Source organism: Pedobacter polysacchareus (assembly GCF_019802255.1).
Lineage (GTDB): Bacteria > Bacteroidota > Bacteroidia > Sphingobacteriales > Sphingobacteriaceae > Pedobacter > Pedobacter polysacchareus.
Map to the genome: position 1 here is coordinate 167,270 of NZ_JAHYSS010000007.1, position 13,038 is coordinate 180,307.

Below are 13,038 nucleotides of genomic sequence, written 5' to 3' on the forward strand. Positions count from 1 at the left end.
AACGCTTTATGCAGTAACGTTCTGACTTACGATTTGTTTGACTTTATCTACTACAATGTCCAGTTCTTCTTTCGTGTTGTATTTACTGAAAGAGAACCTTACAGATGGTCTGTTCGGGTCTGCATGGATACCTGTTAACACATGAGACCCGATGTTAGAACCTGAAGAACAAGCACTGCCGCCAGAAGCAGAAATACCGTTGATATCCAGGTTAAACAACAACATATCAGACATATCCATTGCCGGGAAAGAAACATTCAATACCGTGTACAAGCTCTTATCCGCATCTGTCTCGCCATTAAAGCTAATGTCAGCAATTTCAGTACTCAATCTATTTTTCAAGTAATCTTTTAATCCCTGAATGTGGTTCTGGTGACTTTCCATCTCTGCATACGCCATTTCGAGGGCTTTTGAAAGCCCAATAATTCCGTATACATTTTCTGTACCACCACGCATATTTCGTTCCTGCGCACCCCCATAAATCATCGGAGCGATTTTCACATTGTGGTTTACAAATAGGAAACCTACGCCTTTAGGACCATGCAATTTATGCGCTGAGCATACAATAAAGTGTGCTTTCAGCTTTCTTACGTCATGCTGGTAATGACCCATCGTTTGAACGGTATCACAATGATAAATGGCATCATACTGCTCACAGATCTCTCCTACCCGCTCAATATCAGTTAGGGTACCCAATTCATTATTGGCATGCATTAATGAAACGAATGAACGGCCGTTTTCTTTTAACAATTGCTCCAGATGATCGTAATCAACATTTCCCTTTGCATCGATATTCACAAAACTCAGTTTGTCAATCACACCTTGTTTCAGTAGCATATCTAAAGTATGTTCTACTGCATGGTGTTCAATTTTCGAAGTAATGGCATGCTTGATGTTAAAAGCAGCAATTCCGCAGCGAATAGCGGTATTGTCGGCTTCTGTACCTCCAGACGTAAAAAAAACCTCAGCAGGAGTCGCATTTAAGAGACCGGCAACTGTTTTTCTTGCTTTTTCTACCAGCGTTCTTACCTCTCTACCCTGAGCATGAATTGCAGATGGATTCCCGTAATAATTAGTCATTACGTTCACCATCTCCGAAATTACCTCTGGATCCAGAGGCGTTGTTGCCGCATTGTCTAAATAGATCCTGTTTACCTTCATTAGTTCAATTTTAAAATTTCTTTGATATCTGATATGATCTTTGAAGCCAGGTTTTCAGCTACTGTCTCGCTGCCTGCTTCGCTATAGATACGAATGATTGGCTCTGTATTAGACCTGCGCAAATGCACCCATTCTTTATCAAATTCTATTTTCAAGCCATCAATAGTGCTGGTAGGCTGATTTTTATATTTCTCCTGAACTTTAATCAATAGTGCATCGATGTCCATTTCAGGGGTTAGTGTAATTTTATTTTTAGAGATATAGTAAGCTGGATAGCTGCTTCTCAAAAGAGAAATCGACTTACCAAACTTCGCCAAATGCGATAAGAATAAACCGATGCCTACTAAAGCATCACGTCCATAATGAGATTCCGGATAGATGATACCACCATTACCTTCACCACCGATGATCGCTTTATTTGCTTTCATTTGATTTACTACATTCACCTCTCCCACTGCTGAAGCATGGTATTCCATTCCTGCCTTTTCCGTTACATCTCTCAATGCTCTGGTGGAAGAAAGGTTAGAAACCGTATTTCCAGGTGTGTTTTTAAGCACGTAATCCGCTACGGCAACTAAGGTATATTCTTCACCAAACATGGCACCATCTTCACATACAAAGCATAAACGGTCTACATCCGGATCTACCACAATACCTAAATCAGCATTTTTAGCTTTTACCACTTTAGCGATTTCCGTTAAGTTTTCTGGCAATGGCTCAGGATTGTGTGGGAAATGACCATCTGGCGTACAATACAGTTCATAAACCGTTTCTACTCCTAAAGCTTTCAATAAAGCAGGAACAAAAATTCCTCCTGTAGAGTTCACACAGTCGATCGCGATCTTGAAGTTTGCCGCTTTAATTGCAGCAACATCTACTAATGGTAAGGCTAGAACGGCATCAATATGCTTTTGCAAATAGCTATCGTCTTTCTTCACTGTACCTAAGTCATCTACCTCAGCAAAGCTAAATTCTGCTTTCTCAGCGATCTCTAAAAGTTCTTTTCCATCAGCATCGCTGATAAACTCACCTTTATCATTCAATAATTTCAAGGCATTCCATTGTTTTGGATTGTGACTTGCCGTTAAGATGATCCCACCACCAGCTTTCTCAAGCGGCACTGCGATCTCTACTGTTGGAGTAGTTGACAAACCCAGGTCAATCACTTCAATGCCTAAGCCCTGAAGGGTACCTATGACCAGGTTGTTCACCATTTCACCAGAAATTCTGGCATCACGTCCAACAACAATTTTCTTAATGTTCGTTTTATTGATAATCCATGAGCCGTAAGCTGCTGTAAATTTAACGATATCAATAGGAGTCAAGCCATTACCGGCGATTCCTCCGATGGTTCCTCTTATTCCGGAGATAGATTTTATTAGTGTCAAGTTATTCGGTTTTTTTTCAAAAATAGGAAAAAAACAACATAAAGCCTGATTTATAGCACTTCAAATCGTAAAATTAACATCATTAAAATCATGGGGGAAGCTTAAATAATCCTCATTGTTGCATTTGAAAATACTATATTTGTGTTTTTCTTAAACATCAACAAAAACGGGCTTTATGCAGCGCAAGTGGTTTCAATATTGGTTCAACTCTCCCTATTATCATATTTTATATAGTCAACGTAATGATGCTGAAGCAGAATTCTTAATTGATAACCTGTCGGCACACCTGAAGCCTGCTGCTGATTCCAGGATTCTGGATATTGCCTGCGGCCGCGGCAGACATTCCATTTACCTGAACAAAAAAGGTTATGATGTAACCGGAGTGGACCTTTCTGAACAAAGCATCAAATATGCACAGCAGTTTGAGCAGAAGAACCTGCATTTTTTTGTGCATGATATGCGTAAGCTGTCTTTCATCAATTATTTCGACCTTGCCTTGAACCTGTTCACCAGTTTCGGTTATTTTGAAACAGAAAAAGAACATGTAAGCGCATTAACCTCATTCAGAAAAAGTTTAAAACCTAATGGGACCCTGGTGATCGATTATTTCAATACCCAGAAGATCATCAAAAACCTGACTCAGCAGGAAACAAAAACAATGGAAGGCATAGAGTTCCACCTTCATAAATTTGTTGCTGATGGCAAGATCATCAAACATATCAATTTCGAACACCGCAATAAATCTTTCGCTTTTGAAGAGCGTGTACAAGCTTTCCAAAAAGAAGACTTTGAAAGAATGTTATTAAAAAGTGGCTTGCAAATCACGGAAATCTTCGGCAACTACGCTTTAGAGCCTTTTGATGAGACAAAATCTGACCGTTTGATTTTAATCTGCAAAAAAATATGCTAGAAGCCCTGCATCAATTTGACGTAGAACTGTTCCTTAAAGTAAACCGCGATATGGGCAACCCAGTTTTCGACTGGTTGCTTCCTTTAATGCGCAATCGCTATACTTGGGTTCCATTATATTTATTTATCATCATTTTTTGTGTAAAAGAATACAAGAAAAGAGGATGGTATATCATAGGAATGCTGGCTTTTACTGTAGCTATGGGCGATTTAATCGCTTCAAGAGTGATCAAGCCATTAGCAGGACGCATCAGGCCTTGTAACGACATTGATTTGGTTGGAGAGCTCGTTCGCCGTGTGCCATGCGGCAGTGGATACAGTTTTCCTTCTGCTCATGCAACCAATCATTTTGCTATGGCCGTTTTCCTGATTTTCGTATTTTACGATAAATGGAAGCCTATTTTACCGATCGGATTGGCCTGGGCCTTTATCATTTCGTTCTCACAAATCTATGTTGGGGTCCACTACCCTATTGACACCATGGTTGGCGCGCTTCTCGGCAGTCTGATTGGTTTCAGTACTTCAATCATCTACAAAAAAATACAACCACAAGTATAATGGAAATCTGGAAGTTGCTCATCTTATTCTTTAGTGCCTTTTTAGGAGGCTCTGCCATTTTCATGGTGAAGAGCGATAAATCGCAGTTGCTGAAGTTAATTCTTTCCTTTAGTGGGGCTTATTTATTCGCCATTACGGTGTTACACCTGATTCCTGAAGCTTACAGCGGACCAGATCATGCGCAAATCGGGATCTTCATTCTAATTGGTTTCCTTTTTCAAATTCTGCTAGAACAGTTCTCGGAAGGCGTAGAACATGGTCATATTCACAAACACGGAGATTCAAAGGCATTTCCTTATGGGATCATGATCAGTCTTTGTTTACATGCCTTTCTGGAAGGGATGCCATTGGCTAAAGATCAGCACAATGCCTTGATTTTTGGAATCTCCTTACACCACATCCCAGCAGCTTTTGCACTGGCAAGTATATTGATGCAAAGCCATTTCAAAAGAAACAGCGTGCTTTTTTACATCAGCATTTTTGCGATCATGGCACCGCTAGGGTTTTATGTAAGTTATGGCTTGAGTAATGGCACCATTGGAGGCGTTGAAGACTATTTCAACAAGATTATGGGTATTGTGATTGGTATCTTTTTACACATTTCTACAACCATCTTATTTGAATCAAGTGTAGACCACAAGGTGAGCAAAAGAAAAATGATCGCGGTATTGTGTGGTGTGGGCATTGCCCTGATTGGTTATTTTATGACCGGACAAACGCACCAGCATTAACCTTCTGCAATGTTTGCTTATTTCGAGGAGCTAAATGCCTTTAAAATATTCAATAAATTGGCCTGAAAAAAGTTTTCAAAAAAAGCTAAGCTGTTAAAAGCTTAGCTTTTTTTGTAGAGGAATAAATAGGATTAAGCCCTCATTTTATCCAGCAAATCGTTTAATAACTGTGCTTCCTCAGCCGACAAGTTTTTTGCTGCCAGCGCGGAAAGGTCTACCTCATCGTCCATTTTACGGAGTAAAGTCAATCCTTTTTCAGTAATTAAAATATCAACTGCCCTTTTATCATGGACATTCACACCTTTGGCTACCAATTTCTTTTGTACCAGACGTTCAGTGATGCGGGAAGCATCACACATCTTATCCAGCATTCTTGATTTCAACAAATTAATCGTGGAAGGCGCAGGATACTGTCCTCTCAAAATTCTCAAAATATTGAACTGTTGCGGAGTAATCTCATAAGGAGCAATGACCTGCTTAAAATAATCATTGCACCAACTATTGGTAAACACCAGATTCGCAATTGCCTGCTGGTATATATCTTTAAATTTTGTCGCTTTTATTTCTTTCTCCAACTGCATCTCAGTCATTCTGTTTATTCTCATTCCCTTTTGATGGACTGGTCTTTTTCTTGCCAAATCCCCATGGGCAGTGTTTACATTTATTCTTACAGCAATAGCCCCTCTTCAGATGATAAGCTTCAGTGAAAACCATTAGCCCATCTTCATTCAAATAATAGTCTATCCCTTCTATCATATTATGTAAGCAATTTAACGACCAAACTATTCGCAAAATGTTCCTTCAGCTGCTTTCCATCGCCATGATTGGTCCAAACTTCCGTAGGTTTCACCTGATCTATGGTATAAATGATGTCATTCCAGTCTGCATGATCAGACACATACAATTGAATTTCACTATTGCTTTGCAAGTGCTTCCAACCCGTAGCGAATACTCTAATCACATTTATAGCTCTAAAATAGCTCCTAAATACCATTGGAGGAACCATATACACCATATTGGTTGGTGTATTCTTCATCACTTTACGATCATACATTTCATATTTTCCCATATTTATGCCATTCTGCTCATAAATTTTCACAAAAGGCAACATACTATGGTGTACCAGTATCCTTTTTTCCGGACAATGATCATTCATCAGACTAATCAATCGCTGACATTTACCTAAGGCATAAGCGCCTAGCATAATGTTACTCTGCGTTCCATTCAGTTTCAAAATCTCCTTTTCTGCTGCTGGGTGACGGGTGTTAGGATCAGCAAAGGTCGTCTCTGTAATCAGGACGTCTGCGGGTACAAACTCAATCGGCTCACAAGTCTTGTCTGGCTGCAATTTATAATCACCGGTATACAAGTATTTAATCCCTTGATACTCCATTAAAATCATTGCCGAGCCCAGAATATGTCCGGCAGGAATAAAGCTGATTTTCACGCCATTCAGCGTAAAATGTTCATGATAACCTTTCAAATGAAACTCACCTCCGGCAAATTTCTTATAGCGGTGTTTCATAAACAATGAGGTCGTTTCTGTACAATAAACATGGAGGTTACCTCCGATGGCATGGTCTCCATGGGCATGGGAGATCACTGCGTCTTTCACTATTTCCTTTGGATCCAGATAAAAATCACCATATCTACAAAATAAACCAGTTTTTGTAGCAACTATAAAATCATCTAATATCATTAAGGCTTTGTATTTAAGAATTGATGGTGTAAAGCCATCACTTGTGTAATTAAAGAATCTGTCTCATTATTGTAGACAAGCATGTCCGCCATCTTAGCTTTCTCTTCGTCGGAGAGCTGTTTATCCATACGTGCCCTCACCTGCTCCTCAGTTACTCCATCGCGCTGCATGACGCGCTGCAATCTGGTTGTTAAGGGTGCAATCACCAGCACATTAAGGTCGCACAGCTGATAAGAACCGCTTTCAAAAAGCAAAGCTGCTTCTTTGAGGATATAGGGTACATTTGATGAAATCTGAGCGGCCCAGGTTTCAAAAGCCCGAAATACGGCCGGATGCACCAATTGGTTCAGCTTTTCTAATTCTGCTGCCTGATTAAAGACAATACCGGCGATGTGTTTATTGTTCAATACCCCTTCAGGAGTATAACTTTCTTTTCCAAAAGTATCTTTTACCCCTTGAATCAGGATGGGGTCAGTAACCATAATTTGTTTGGCTACGGTATCCGCATAAAATACCGGAATGCCCAAGGTTTCAAACACCCGGCACACCGTTGTTTTCCCACTTCCTATCCCTCCTGTTATCCCTATTTTTAACATTATTTTTCTATAATAAAATCAACTTTAGCAGGTTTAATCTGCACCAGTTTACAATAATCAGGGAAGCGATTCAACCTAACGGTCAACTCATTGTGCTGAAAAACCTTCCATTCATTCATATCTACTACCGCCTCGATGAACTCTTCATTGATCTGACTGTACTTAGACAGCGCGACCATTAAAGTCACCTTCACCTTTTTAGGATAGAGTTTTACATTGTAATATTCTTTGTTATTGATCACCTTTAAAGGCACTTCTATCACTTTTTCTGTAAACTCATCCACCGGCAATTTCACGTCTACACTGGTTGGAAAGATGTTTACATTTTTCATCTTATTCTGCACCATTGCAACCCTGGCTACTGTAGAGCTTTGAATATCCTCCAGCTTCAAAGTATCGGTATTCCATTCTTTAATCTTGACAATATCTTCTTCCGGACCGGAGATCGTTACATAGTCCGGATTTACCTTTATGGCGTTCGATAAGCCATATTGCGGTACAAATTGAAGGTTGGAAACCAGTTTCACAGGAACTCTTTTTACTCTCCTTTCAGAGAAGTCAAAATACAATGTATCCGGTTTTACGGAAATGATCTTTTGAGAGGATTCCAGCTGACGGTTCACATTGAACAGTTGCTCAGAAAACAGCACATAATTCCTGTTATTTAATTGTTCCAGGTTAATCGAAATCGATTGTGGTTTGATCCTTAATCGGGCAAATAACAGCTGCCACCCCGTTCCTTCCACCTGTAAATCAACCGTATCTGATTGCAGCGGATGAAAGGCCTTCTTTTGAGGGAAGTTCTTATAGTCGAGTACCGTTTTGGCCGTATAAACATATTTATTGTTCAATGCCATGAACAACCATGCCGCAACAGCCAGGAACAGACAGGTGACCAGCGCCAGAAAACGCTTTTGCTCTACTTTTGTGAGTTTGATGATGGGCATATGGACAAAGTAATCAAATATACTGAAATGCAAAAGCCGCACCAAACAAGGATGCGGCTTTTACCAGTATAGCTGTAAAACCTATGCTTTTGGAGCTTCAGTTTTTGCAAGGTCAACTTTAGGAGCTGCAGCTTTCGTTGCATCTAAAGAAACCGAAGTTTTATCAAAACGGATTTTAGTACCACTTTCTACTTCAATAACGAAAGTAGTGTCGTTCATATCTACAATTTTACCGTGAATACCGGCAGTAGTTACAATTTTATCACCTTTTTTCAACTCTTCAACCAGTTTTTTATGGTCTTTAGCTTTTTTAACCTGAGGTCTGATCATGAAAAAATAAAATACCACCATGATTAAAACCATTGGTACCAGGGTACCTAGCATGCTGCTACCACCTGTTGCTTGTAAGATTACTGTTGACATCATAATTATATATAAGATTTTTTATTAGTATTTATTTAGTTTCTTTGATTTCTCCTGTTAAATGTAGTTCTGCTACAGTTGGATTTGCATTTGAAGTCACCGTAACGACTTTATCCTGCATTCCAAATTTGCCAGCACTATCAAACACCACTTTAATACTGCCTGTTGCACCTGGAAGAATTGGCTCTTTAGGGATCTCAGGAACCGTACAGCCGCAAGTTGCAGTTGCATTGCTAATGATTAAAGGGCTTTTACCCGTGTTTTTAAACTTATATTCGTAATGAACTTTTTCTCCCGGTGCTATTTTACCGAAATTATAGTTTTCATTCTCAAAAGTCATCACTGCGGCATCAGCTGCGGCTACCGGATCGGTACCTTCGGCAAGGGAAGTTGTCCCAGCTTCAGTGCCTGCACCAGCGGTTTTCGTTGTGTTTTGGCAGGAAGCAAATGTCATCGCTGCAATTGCAATTAACAAGATTCGTTTCATATTTTTTATTCTTCGATTAATCCGCGGCCCAATTTATGGATACTATCCGTTCTTTTCAGATCGCCTAAAATTTTGTCCAAGATACCGTTAATAAACGAATTACTTTTCGGAGTACTGTAATCTTTTGATAGATCAAGGTACTCGTTAATCGTTACTTTTACAGGAATAGAAGGGAAATTCAACAATTCACAGATCGCCATTTTCATCAGAATGGTATCCATTAATGCAATCCTTTCCGACTCCCAGTTTTTGGTACGTTCGGCAATAAGTTCCTGGTATTCTTTGTTATTTTTCAGGGTATAAATGAAAAGATCTTCTACGAATTTCTTATCTTCTTCCCAGTCCTGACTGATTGGCGTCAGTTTGTTTTTACGTGGATCTTCTGAAGTAAAGTTTTTTAAAGTTTTCGCAACCATTCCCTGCATCACTTCTTTATCTACAGACCAGTTGATAAACTTATCTTCAAAAGCCTGAATGATGTTGTGGCTTTTTAAAATAATTTTTCTAAAGATAAATTTGATGATTACTTTGGATTCTTCTAAGCTGTTGTCCTCATCTGCAAGATAAGCGATATACTCAGGAGTAACTTTCAAAGCATTGAAGATGCCTTTTACAAATTCAGGATCAGACATCCAGTTGATCTGATATTTGTTGACGTTGTCCTTAAAGTCGGGGTTTTCTTTTAGCGTAACTGCAAACTTATTATGAAGCAGTTTCATGTTAGGGTTCAGATCCTCTGGTGTAGGCAAATGTTTATTTGACCTTTCAATAGCGTCGATGCTAGTGTATTCTGTAACTTCAACAAGGAGTGATAGCATCCAGATGTACATCTCGTACACGCTGTCAATACTTTCCAATAAAGCTTTCTTTGAGGAAGCTAAATCTCTCTTGTCTGTCATTTGCCATGCAAAAATGTTTTGCAAAGCTTTAATTCTTAAGTGCCTTCTGTTTAACATGAATGTGTAAGAACGAGTGGTAAATTACCGGTGATTTAATTTGTGATTTGTGTACTAAAATGATGATTTTATTTTCTTGATATCGATTATTCTTTGTTCAGCAATGTGATTCGCAGCCAGGATAGTTGAAATCTTATCCTTTTTAGACATCCTGATCACATCGCGGGTGGCATTGTAGATATTCTCCGTCAGCTGAATGGTACGTTTCTTACCGTAACCCGTTAATTCAGAATAACAGCTGATCAAACCGCCGGCATTGATCAGGTAATCTGGTGCAAATAAGATGCCTTTTTCTAATAATAGCTGCCCATGTACCAGCTCATCTGCCAACTGATTGTTTGCAGAACCCGCAATAATGGCAAACTTCATTTTAGGGATGGTTTTATCATTTACCGTAGCTCCTAAGGCACATGGCGCATAGATATCGGCGTCAATTCCAAATATCTTGTCGGCAGCAATAGGCTTGGCTTTGTAAGTACGTGCAACATGCTGCAAACGTTCTTCGTTGATGTCACTGATGTAAACTTCTACATTTTCTGCCCTTAACAGCTCTACCAGGTGTTCCCCCACCTTACCAATCCCTTGCACTACTACTGAACGTCCTGCCAGCATATCTGTTCCGAACACCTCTTTTACGCAGGCTTTAATACCTAAAAACACACCTTTTGCCGTGTGTGGTGCAGGATCACCTGCGCCACCTAAAGATTCTGGAACGCCGGTTACATGCTCGGTTTCCATACGGATATACTCCATATCTTTAGTGGTGGTTCCTAAATCTTCTGCAGTGATGAATTCTCCATTCATGTTTTTGATGAATCTGCCGTAGCTACGCATCATGGCTTCTGATTTTCCTTTTCTGGAATCACCGATAATTACAGCTTTACCACCGCCGATATTTAAGCCGGTGATCGCTGCTTTATAGGTCATACCTCTGGATAATCTGAGTACATCTTCCAATGCTTCCGCTTCTGAAACATAGCTCCACATCCTTGTTCCGCCTAAAGCAGGACCTAATGTAGTATCATGAACAGCAATAATGGCTTTGAGGCCGGTATCGGGATCATTGCAAAAAACGACCTTTTTATGGCCTGCGGCGCTTAACTGATCTAAAACTGAATTCACAAGAGAACTATTATCAGGCATATAATTTTGTTTATCAGATATGTCGCAAAACTAGCATAAAAAAACATTATTTACACAGTTTTAACCAAAGTCTTTAAAAAAATTACCTTCATTTGGCTAACTTTGCTTACTCATGAAACACCTCAGATTTTTAAACAAATACTTCTATAAATATAAATGGTGGATTATTCCGGGGGTGTTTTTCGTGGTCATCTCGAATATCTTCGCAGTGATCCCGGCACAAGTGATCGGCCATGCCTTCAATTTAATTACTGAAAACATACAGATCTATGGCTTATTCGAAGGTTTCGAACGCCGCAGCATCATCTATGATATCTTCAGTCAGAGTCTCTTTTACTTCGGACTTTTGGTACTCGTACTTTATCTATTGAGAGGGATATTCCTCTTTTTCATGCGTCAAACCATTATTCTGATGTCCAGACATATTGAGTACGACATGAAGAACGAGATCTATGCCCATTACCAGGAATTGAGTCTGGGTTTTTACCGCCGCAACAATACCGGCGATTTGATGAACCGTGCGACTGAAGATGTGAACCGGGTTCGTATGTATGTGGGACCTGCCATCATGTATGCCATCAATACGGGTGTATTGTTTATATTGATCATTTATGCCATGTTCTCGGTCAATGGTACGCTGGCAATTTTCTCGCTGCTTCCCCTGCCGGTACTGGTGGTGATCATTTATTTTGTCAACACCATTATCAATAAAAGAAGTGAGGAAATTCAGGAACAGCTTTCCCGACTGAGCAGTTTTGTGCAGGAAAGGTTTTCAGGGATCCGCGTGATCAAGTCTTATGTACGTGAAGACCATACCAAAGCGGTTTTTGCGGCAGAAAGCCAGGGTTATAAAAATAATGCCATGGGATTGGTAAAGGTTCAGGCTTTATTTTACCCGACTATGCTCCTGCTTGTTGGTTTGAGTACCATCCTAACCGTTTATATCGGCGGCAAACAAGTCATCGAGGGTGCCATCACTCCAGGAAATATAGCGGAATTTATTGTCTATGTAAACCAGCTTACTTTTCCAGTATCCATGCTGGGCTGGGTCACCACGCTGATTCAACGTGCCTCAGCTTCTCAAAAAAGGATCAATGAGTTTCTTCATTTGAAACCAGAAATTGTTTCCGGTGATGCAGACATCTTGCCGGTGCAGGGAAATATCCGTTTTGAAAATGTGAGCTTCACTTATCCGGATACCGGAATTCAGGCTTTAAAAAATATCAGCTTTGAGATTGAGCAAGGTCAGTTTGTAGCCATCATTGGCCGTACAGGCTCTGGAAAATCTACCCTTGCGAATCTGATGATGCGCATGTACGATGTGGATCAGGGAAAGGTGACGATGGACGGTGTGGCGATTGACACGCTTAACCTACAGCATTACAGAAGTCAGTTTGGCTTTGTTCCACAGGAAGTCTTTTTGTTTTCGGATACGATCAGAAACAACATCGCCTTTGGTCTGGACGTAGTCGATGAGGACGCAGTGGTACAGGCATCTAAAAATGCCGCTGTGTATCATAATATCATCAATTTCGAGCATAAATTTGAAACCATGCTTGGCGAGCGGGGTATTACCCTTTCCGGCGGACAAAAACAGCGGGTATCTATCGCCCGTGCTTTAATTAAAGAGCCGAAAGTTTTAATTTTCGACGATTGCCTTTCCGCAGTTGACACCCGCACAGAAGAAGAAATTCTGAACAACCTGGGCAGGGTGATGAAAGGAAAAACCAGTATTCTAATTGCGCATCGGATATCCACCATAAAAAACGCCAATAAAATTCTGGTTTTAGACGAAGGGAAGATTATTGAGCAAGGTACGCATGCCGAATTGTTGCAAATTAATGGCAATTACGCTGAAATGTATCAAAATCAATTGTTAGAAGAGGAAACAAACAGCAGCTCTGCCATATAATCATGCGCTTAAAAGGGTAGTATGAGATTTTGCATATGAAATAAGCAAAAGAAAGTCCTTTTGTGTAATTTTCTATTTTGAAGTTTAATAATTATTCCTTTATATTTACCCGAACCAAAAACCAAGAT

General features: G+C 39.9%; 15 protein-coding genes. 4 read left to right on the forward strand and 11 right to left on the reverse strand.

What is annotated here, in order from left to right; genetic code table 11:
* Window positions 1-6: 6 nt before the first annotated feature.
* Together K7X70_RS21110 and glmM are read right to left on the reverse strand one after the other, a co-directional pair.
* Window positions 7-1,161, reverse strand: a complete 1,155-nt coding sequence (locus tag K7X70_RS21110; RefSeq protein WP_222538908.1) for a cysteine desulfurase family protein — start codon at window positions 1,159-1,161, stop codon at window positions 7-9.
* A complete protein-coding gene (gene glmM / locus K7X70_RS21115; protein WP_222538909.1) occupies window positions 1,161-2,549 on the reverse strand; it encodes a phosphoglucosamine mutase in 1,389 nt (462 codons plus the stop codon). Before glmM ends, K7X70_RS21110 begins: the two co-directional genes overlap by 1 nt.
* Window positions 2,550-2,724: 175 nt before the next feature.
* Here glmM and K7X70_RS21120 point away from each other — a divergent pair, with 175 nt between their 5' ends.
* The 3 genes from K7X70_RS21120 to K7X70_RS21130 are packed head-to-tail and all read left to right on the forward strand — an operon-like array spanning window position 2,725 to window position 4,747.
* A complete protein-coding gene (locus K7X70_RS21120) occupies window positions 2,725-3,459 on the forward strand; it encodes a class I SAM-dependent methyltransferase (RefSeq protein WP_222538910.1) in 735 nt (244 codons plus the stop codon).
* On the forward strand, window positions 3,453-4,016 hold the full coding sequence (locus K7X70_RS21125) for a phosphatase PAP2 family protein (protein ID WP_222538911.1): 564 nt from the start codon (window positions 3,453-3,455) through the stop codon (window positions 4,014-4,016). Before K7X70_RS21120 ends, K7X70_RS21125 begins: the two co-directional genes overlap by 7 nt.
* Complete coding sequence (locus tag K7X70_RS21130; protein ID WP_062549986.1) at window positions 4,016-4,747, forward strand: ZIP family metal transporter; 732 nt, start codon at window positions 4,016-4,018, stop codon at window positions 4,745-4,747. Before K7X70_RS21125 ends, K7X70_RS21130 begins: the two co-directional genes overlap by 1 nt.
* Window positions 4,748-4,878: 131 nt before the next feature.
* Here K7X70_RS21130 and K7X70_RS21135 read toward each other — a convergent pair whose 3' ends face one another.
* The 9 genes from K7X70_RS21135 to K7X70_RS21175 all read right to left on the reverse strand — a co-directional run bounded on the left by K7X70_RS21135 (window position 4,879) and on the right by K7X70_RS21175 (window position 10,998).
* Complete coding sequence (locus K7X70_RS21135) at window positions 4,879-5,352, reverse strand: MarR family winged helix-turn-helix transcriptional regulator (RefSeq protein ID WP_255607494.1); 474 nt, start codon at window positions 5,350-5,352, stop codon at window positions 4,879-4,881.
* On the reverse strand, window positions 5,330-5,503 hold the full coding sequence (locus tag K7X70_RS21140) for a C1orf53 family protein (protein WP_222538912.1): 174 nt from the start codon (window positions 5,501-5,503) through the stop codon (window positions 5,330-5,332). The genes K7X70_RS21135 and K7X70_RS21140 overlap by 23 nt, the downstream gene beginning before the upstream one ends.
* Before the next feature lies 1 nt (window position 5,504).
* Entirely contained in the window at window positions 5,505-6,446 is a 942-nt protein-coding gene (locus K7X70_RS21145) for an MBL fold metallo-hydrolase RNA specificity domain-containing protein (RefSeq protein WP_222538913.1), read from the reverse strand.
* Window positions 6,446-7,042 (reverse strand): dephospho-CoA kinase, encoded by a 597-nt coding sequence (gene coaE, locus K7X70_RS21150; RefSeq protein WP_222538914.1) that lies wholly within the window; start codon window positions 7,040-7,042, stop codon window positions 6,446-6,448. Before coaE ends, K7X70_RS21145 begins: the two co-directional genes overlap by 1 nt.
* Entirely contained in the window at window positions 7,042-7,989 is a 948-nt protein-coding gene (locus tag K7X70_RS21155; protein WP_222538915.1) for a CdaR family protein, read from the reverse strand. The genes coaE and K7X70_RS21155 overlap by 1 nt, the downstream gene beginning before the upstream one ends.
* Before the next feature lie 81 nt (window positions 7,990-8,070).
* Window positions 8,071-8,415: a preprotein translocase subunit YajC gene (gene yajC, locus K7X70_RS21160; RefSeq protein ID WP_222538916.1), complete on the reverse strand. Its 345-nt coding sequence runs from the start codon at window positions 8,413-8,415 to the stop codon at window positions 8,071-8,073.
* 28 nt (window positions 8,416-8,443) lie between these two features.
* Window positions 8,444-8,899 carry a DUF1573 domain-containing protein gene (locus K7X70_RS21165; RefSeq protein WP_222538917.1) on the reverse strand — a complete coding sequence of 152 codons (456 nt, stop codon included), beginning with the start codon at window positions 8,897-8,899 and terminating at the stop codon, window positions 8,444-8,446.
* Between the two features lie 5 nt (window positions 8,900-8,904).
* Window positions 8,905-9,798 (reverse strand): transcription antitermination factor NusB, encoded by an 894-nt coding sequence (gene nusB / locus K7X70_RS21170; protein WP_231634951.1) that lies wholly within the window; start codon window positions 9,796-9,798, stop codon window positions 8,905-8,907.
* A 111-nt stretch (window positions 9,799-9,909) separates the two neighbouring features.
* Complete coding sequence (locus K7X70_RS21175) at window positions 9,910-10,998, reverse strand: Glu/Leu/Phe/Val family dehydrogenase (protein WP_222538918.1); 1,089 nt, start codon at window positions 10,996-10,998, stop codon at window positions 9,910-9,912.
* A 112-nt stretch (window positions 10,999-11,110) separates the two neighbouring features.
* On the opposite strand from K7X70_RS21175, the gene K7X70_RS21180 reads away from it, so the two are divergent.
* Window positions 11,111-12,910 (forward strand): ABC transporter ATP-binding protein, encoded by a 1,800-nt coding sequence (locus tag K7X70_RS21180; RefSeq protein WP_222538919.1) that lies wholly within the window; start codon window positions 11,111-11,113, stop codon window positions 12,908-12,910.
* Window positions 12,911-13,038 lie beyond the last annotated feature (128 nt).

Bases quoted from the DNA above. Each gene is read 5' to 3' on its own strand.
- K7X70_RS21140 (WP_222538912.1), bottom strand. From the start codon at position 5,503: ATGATAGAAGGGATAGACTATTATTTGAATGAAGATGGGCTAATGGTT.
- yajC (WP_222538916.1), bottom strand. From the start codon at position 8,415: ATGATGTCAACAGTAATCTTACAAGCAACAGGTGGTAGCAGCATGCTA.
- K7X70_RS21155 (WP_222538915.1), bottom strand. From the start codon at position 7,989: ATGCCCATCATCAAACTCACAAAAGTAGAGCAAAAGCGTTTTCTGGCG.
- K7X70_RS21145 (WP_222538913.1), bottom strand. From the start codon at position 6,446: ATGATATTAGATGATTTTATAGTTGCTACAAAAACTGGTTTATTTTGT.
- K7X70_RS21120 (WP_222538910.1), top strand. From the start codon at position 2,725: ATGCAGCGCAAGTGGTTTCAATATTGGTTCAACTCTCCCTATTATCAT.
- coaE (WP_222538914.1), bottom strand. From the start codon at position 7,042: ATGTTAAAAATAGGGATAACAGGAGGGATAGGAAGTGGGAAAACAACG.
- K7X70_RS21130 (WP_062549986.1), top strand. From the start codon at position 4,016: ATGGAAATCTGGAAGTTGCTCATCTTATTCTTTAGTGCCTTTTTAGGA.
- K7X70_RS21175 (WP_222538918.1), bottom strand. From the start codon at position 10,998: ATGCCTGATAATAGTTCTCTTGTGAATTCAGTTTTAGATCAGTTAAGC.
- K7X70_RS21180 (WP_222538919.1), top strand. From the start codon at position 11,111: ATGAAACACCTCAGATTTTTAAACAAATACTTCTATAAATATAAATGG.
- nusB (WP_231634951.1), bottom strand. From the start codon at position 9,798: ATGACAGACAAGAGAGATTTAGCTTCCTCAAAGAAAGCTTTATTGGAA.
- K7X70_RS21110 (WP_222538908.1), bottom strand. From the start codon at position 1,161: ATGAAGGTAAACAGGATCTATTTAGACAATGCGGCAACAACGCCTCTG.
- K7X70_RS21165 (WP_222538917.1), bottom strand. From the start codon at position 8,899: ATGAAACGAATCTTGTTAATTGCAATTGCAGCGATGACATTTGCTTCC.
- K7X70_RS21135 (WP_255607494.1), bottom strand. From the start codon at position 5,352: ATGAGAATAAACAGAATGACTGAGATGCAGTTGGAGAAAGAAATAAAA.
- K7X70_RS21125 (WP_222538911.1), top strand. From the start codon at position 3,453: ATGCTAGAAGCCCTGCATCAATTTGACGTAGAACTGTTCCTTAAAGTA.